Consider the following 4595-nt stretch of genomic DNA (forward strand, 5'->3'; position numbering starts at 1 on the left):
ATAGCTGCCTTTTCGCCACAGCACATAGCTTCGTAATGAACGCTCGGCTTCATTGTTAGTGAGGGGGACGCCATCGTGACTGAGGAATACCCAGCACATGTCATCGTGTTTTAGCAGCAGCTTACACCGGTTCTGATAGCGGGGAGTCACACAGCGTCTTGATGCCAGTTCGAGTTGTTGTCGCCATGCGATGCGTAGCTTTTCCATTCGGTCCCGGTATCGCTTTTCACTTAGCTTGTTACTTTCATACCGGTGTTGCAGCCGGAACAACAGGCGGATGAGCCTGACCAATTTCATACCGTAGATTTTATTCGTGCCCCAGCTTTCCGCCAGCGCATTCATATTTCTTAAGATATGCGCCCAACATAATTGACGATGGTCAGCATCAATATAGTGATAACCGGCATACTGGTCAGTCACAACAATGTTTTCTGGATTATCGCCCAGTAATTTCTTCGCCGCCCAGGCTCCGCGAGAGAAGTGTGTCGGAAAGCAAGACAATTCAGCTGTGCATACTTGCCACATCCAGCGGTTTTCATTGCCCCGCTGATGACGGGTTTCATCGCAATGAACCACTGCCTCATTATGCATAGTCTCTTTAATATCCTGTTAGGCAGGCGTCAGTACCGCACTGACGCGGCCTTGTGCTTCAGAGATAGCACCGCGACTGAACGATAAACCAAAGTTTTGCTCGAGCTGTTGCTGGATTTTACTGATACTCTGGTGAAACTGACCCGACTGCATCGCCACATACGCCAGCAGGTTATTGCCCATCTGCCCTTGATTCACGTTGTCGGGTAGTGTGGCTTTTACCGTTTTACTGCACTGACAACACTGGCCCTGATGTAACTGATGTTCAACCACAGAGAAGGCCTGTGAAGGGATATTAAAAACCTGATGGCGTCTATACGGTGAATCACTGATTGAAATGACACCGCCACAGGCACAGGTATCGTCGGGATAATAGGTGCGCGTCTCAGCAACGGTATCGGCCAGCATCCGCTTACTACCTTTATGGCCGGATTGTGCACCGCGCTTACGGCCTGTCGGCTTTTTAGCTGGCGCAGAAGAGGACGCCCCCGGCCCATTAGACGATGGCGGGCGCGATGAATTACGACTGTTTTGATTCAGTCGGTCTTCGAGATCATTTAGCCTGTCCCAGAGTGTACTAATGTGCTCATTGGCATCATCGAGATTAGTAGCGACGGGTGGCTTTGTGGGCTGTTTTTTACGTGGCATGAAACCACTCTGACAGACTGGCGGGATCAATCAATAGGATCCCCACGATCATTGAAAATAAATATTACTAACTGTCAATAGGGCCCTGGAGAACGGTTACCCTGTGCGGAGCCGCATGCAGGGAGTTGTGGGGCTGGAGACTAGATACCTCCGGCTACCCGATTATGTGCAATTTTCATTCTGAGGAACTTTGCTAACGTTTGATAACGATATGCTAAGGCCTGTTTAGCTCCACTGTGCTTACATGCACAAAAGTAGCTATTTTAAAATAATTTGTTATTATAGCTACTTAAAGGAGACCACTATGAACAATAAAGCTATTGCTCACAATCTTAAGAGATTGCGCTCTAATGCGCGATACAATCAGTCAGATCTAGCTGAAAAAGCTGGGATGTCTCTCAGTGGTTACCAAAAGCTAGAGCGAGGAAAGGCGACTCCTAGAGCTGACTCCATACGAGCCCTAGCCATCGCACTTCGAGTGCCAATTCAAGAAATCTTGGCAGAAGTTAAGCCTCTAAAGCATATTCGATTTAGATCACTCAAGAGACTGAAAACTAGAGAGCAGATCATCTCCGATGTGGTTACTTGGTTATATGACTTTAGTTCTCTCGAAGAGCTAACTGAGGATAAACAGGTAGCAGACTTGCACGAATTTTATGCTTATAAAGAAGGTAGTTCGTATAGTATTCCTGACCTTGCAAGCTATTGTAGGGATAAGTTTGGACTAGGTCCCAAAGAGCCGGTTTTAGACATCTGCGGGCTACTTGAGGCAAGAGGGATCAAAGTCCGCTCAATTGAAGTGGAAACCGACTCATTTTTAGGTTTATCAGTTAGCGAGCAAGAAGAAGGTGGGCCAGCTGTAATAGTTAATACTTGGAAAAGGCTGCCGGTGGAAACTTGGATATTTAGTGCCGCCCATGAACTCGGTCACCTTCTAATGCACCTCAATGCATATGACATCGACCAAACTACCGAAATTGATGAGCAAGAATCTGAAGCCGATCAATTTGCTTCACACTTTCTTATGCCACAAGAAGCTTTCGAAAGAGAATGGAATGAAGCTGCAGGTTTAAGCTTTGTCGATCGAGTATTGAAAGTTAAAAAGGTTTTTAAAGTCAGTTGGAGAACTGTTCTATATCGGTACGCTGAAAATATGCCGTCCGAAAAGAGAAATAAGCTTTGGATGAACTTCAATGTCGAGTTTAAGACTCGCTATGGGAAATCTCTTCAGAAACATACTGAACCAGTAGGCATTGAAAGCGATAGTTATAGAATTAACCATAGGTATACCACTGCAAGCGAGCCCTTCAACCTTGATGTATTTGATTTTAGAGAAGATCGCTTACCATTCCTTGTTAGAAAAGCAGTCGAGAATGGCAATATTTCACTATCTCGCGGAGCAGAAATATTAAGGTTGCAAAACAAAGAAATGCGTCAGTTGGCGTCTTCATGGGTTGGTTGATTCGGGATTAAGAGATGCCAGTAATAACAGATGCAAACGTCCTTATTGACTATGCCGACGCTGATATAACTATGCTGGCATTGTATTCAGAAAAAATTGAAAGGGTTGTTATACCTTCAGTCATACTGGATGAGGTTAATCAGCTTACGCATGATGATTGTTTACAATATGGTTTTGAAGTAGTTGATGAGGAAATTGAGCTTCTATCAGAAGCTTCAAATGCTCAACATGGCCCATTATCTTTTCAAGACAAAGTTTGCTTGTATCTCGCCAAAAGTATTGGCGGCATTACATGTATAACTAACGAAAAAGCATTACTGAAATTTTGCGATGAAGACAATATACCAACAAAGCGAGGATTGAAGTTATTACTTGAACTGGCTGAGCTTAACCATATTTCCAAAGACGAAGCTATCGGTGTGGTTTATTCTATACACGAGTGCAATCCTCTCCATATACACCAAGGGGTTATAGATGAGTTTATTCGCCTGCTTGATGAATACAATACGTGATCGCTGTTAGCATTGCTGTAGTGGCATAGTGAATTTGGCCACCTGATTAGAGCTGCTATGATAGCAGCATAACAAAATTAGGTGACAACATGGCAAAGAAGAAAGGCCCGAATTTCAGCCCTGAATTCAGACTTGAAACTGCACAACTGGTTCACGACCAGGGGTATACGAATAAGGAAGCGGCTGACGCGATGGGCGTTGGTTACTCAACATTGAGCAAGTGGGTGCGGCAGCTACGTGAAGAACGGGAAGGCAAATGGCCAAAGCAGGCCACGCCAATGACGCCGGAGCAACGAGAATTCCGCGAGCTGAAGAAACAAGTTTAACGCCTTGAATTAGAAAATGAAATTTTAAAAAAGGCTTCTGCTGCTGCGCAGCGCCTTATGCTGATGTCGGACTCCATAAAACACTCTCGTTAATCGAGAAACTGAGTCAGAGCAATAAGCACAGATATTCGGTCAATCATCTGTGTGCGGTACTGGATGTCCACCGCAGCACATTTAAATACTGGCAACAGCGCGATAAGCGGCCATCGCCGGAAGCCTGCGTGGTGGCTCTGCCCGAGCGAGAACCATATCAGACATCATTACGAACGATGAGTCTCATGACATTACTCTGAGCCGTTACCGTGCTGGAAAGTTGACGAAAGCGCTCAGCTTGTTCAGTTGTCAGTTGTCGAAACATGCGTAACGGAAAGCAACTCAGGAACACGTTGCTATCCCGAACTTACTCGACAGGCAGTTCGCCGTTACAGCACCAAATCAGGTCTGGTGCGGCGATGTGAGCTTTATCCGGACAGGCAATCGCTGGGCTTATCTGGCTGTGGTAATCGATCTGTTCGCCCGCAAGCCAATAGGCTGGGCAATGAGCCATTCACCGGACAGTAACTTGACTTGGCAGGCGCTGACAATGGCATTCGAATATCGGGGACAACCTAAAAACGTGATGTTCCATAGCGACCAGGGATGTCACTACACAAGCCGTAAATTCAGTCAGCAAATTTGGCGGCATCGCTTGACACAAGGCATGAGTCGCAGAGGAAATTGTTGGGATATAGCCCGATGGAACGCTTCTTCAAAAGCCTTAAATCCGAATGGATTCCAACAACTGGCTACCGGAACTTTACTGAAGCAAAGCAGAAGATTGGTGATTATATTCATGGCTATTACAGTCGACTGAGACCGCATTCATATAACGGTGGTTTAACGCCCAATGAATCGGAGAAACGTTACTGGAATAGCTACAACGATGTGGCCAAAATGACTTGACCACTACAAGCTAAGTATCAGTTTGACTATTAACCAGCATGCTAAACTTGCGATGGCGTCATTTTCATTTTTGCCCATTCGGCAAATTCTTGATAGGTACAGCAATCGGAGAAT

At 45.6% G+C, this 4595-nt stretch carries 2 protein-coding genes and 2 pseudogenes; 3 read left to right on the forward strand and 1 reads right to left on the reverse strand.

Annotated elements, in window-relative coordinates; genetic code table 11:
* A pseudogene (locus MHM99_RS20775) lies at positions 1–1239 on the reverse strand (IS66 family transposase); the annotation flags it as partial.
* Positions 1240–1543: 304 nt separating this feature from the next.
* Between MHM99_RS20775 and MHM99_RS20780 the strand changes: the two are divergent.
* The 3 genes and pseudogenes from MHM99_RS20780 (at position 1544) to MHM99_RS20790 (ending at position 4481) form a co-directional block, all read left to right on the forward strand.
* On the forward strand, positions 1544–2701 hold the full coding sequence (locus MHM99_RS20780) for an XRE family transcriptional regulator (protein WP_202942891.1): 1158 nt from the start codon (positions 1544–1546) through the stop codon (positions 2699–2701).
* 14 nt (positions 2702–2715) lie between these two features.
* Positions 2716–3213 carry a hypothetical protein gene (locus MHM99_RS20785; RefSeq protein WP_202942890.1) on the forward strand — a complete coding sequence of 166 codons (498 nt, stop codon included), beginning with the start codon at positions 2716–2718 and terminating at the stop codon, positions 3211–3213.
* An 89-nt stretch (positions 3214–3302) separates the two neighbouring features.
* Positions 3303–4481 (forward strand): annotated as a pseudogene (locus tag MHM99_RS20790) (IS3 family transposase).
* Positions 4482–4595 lie beyond the last annotated feature (114 nt).

Source organism: Alteromonas sp. MmMcT2-2 (assembly GCF_022348305.1).
Taxonomy (GTDB): Bacteria; Pseudomonadota; Gammaproteobacteria; order Enterobacterales; family Alteromonadaceae; genus Alteromonas; species Alteromonas macleodii.

Coding starts and splice junctions, on each gene's coding strand:
- MHM99_RS20780 (WP_202942891.1), top strand. CDS start 1,544: ATGAACAATAAAGCTATTGCTCACAATCTTAAGAGATTGCGCTCTAAT.
- MHM99_RS20785 (WP_202942890.1), top strand. CDS start 2,716: ATGCCAGTAATAACAGATGCAAACGTCCTTATTGACTATGCCGACGCT.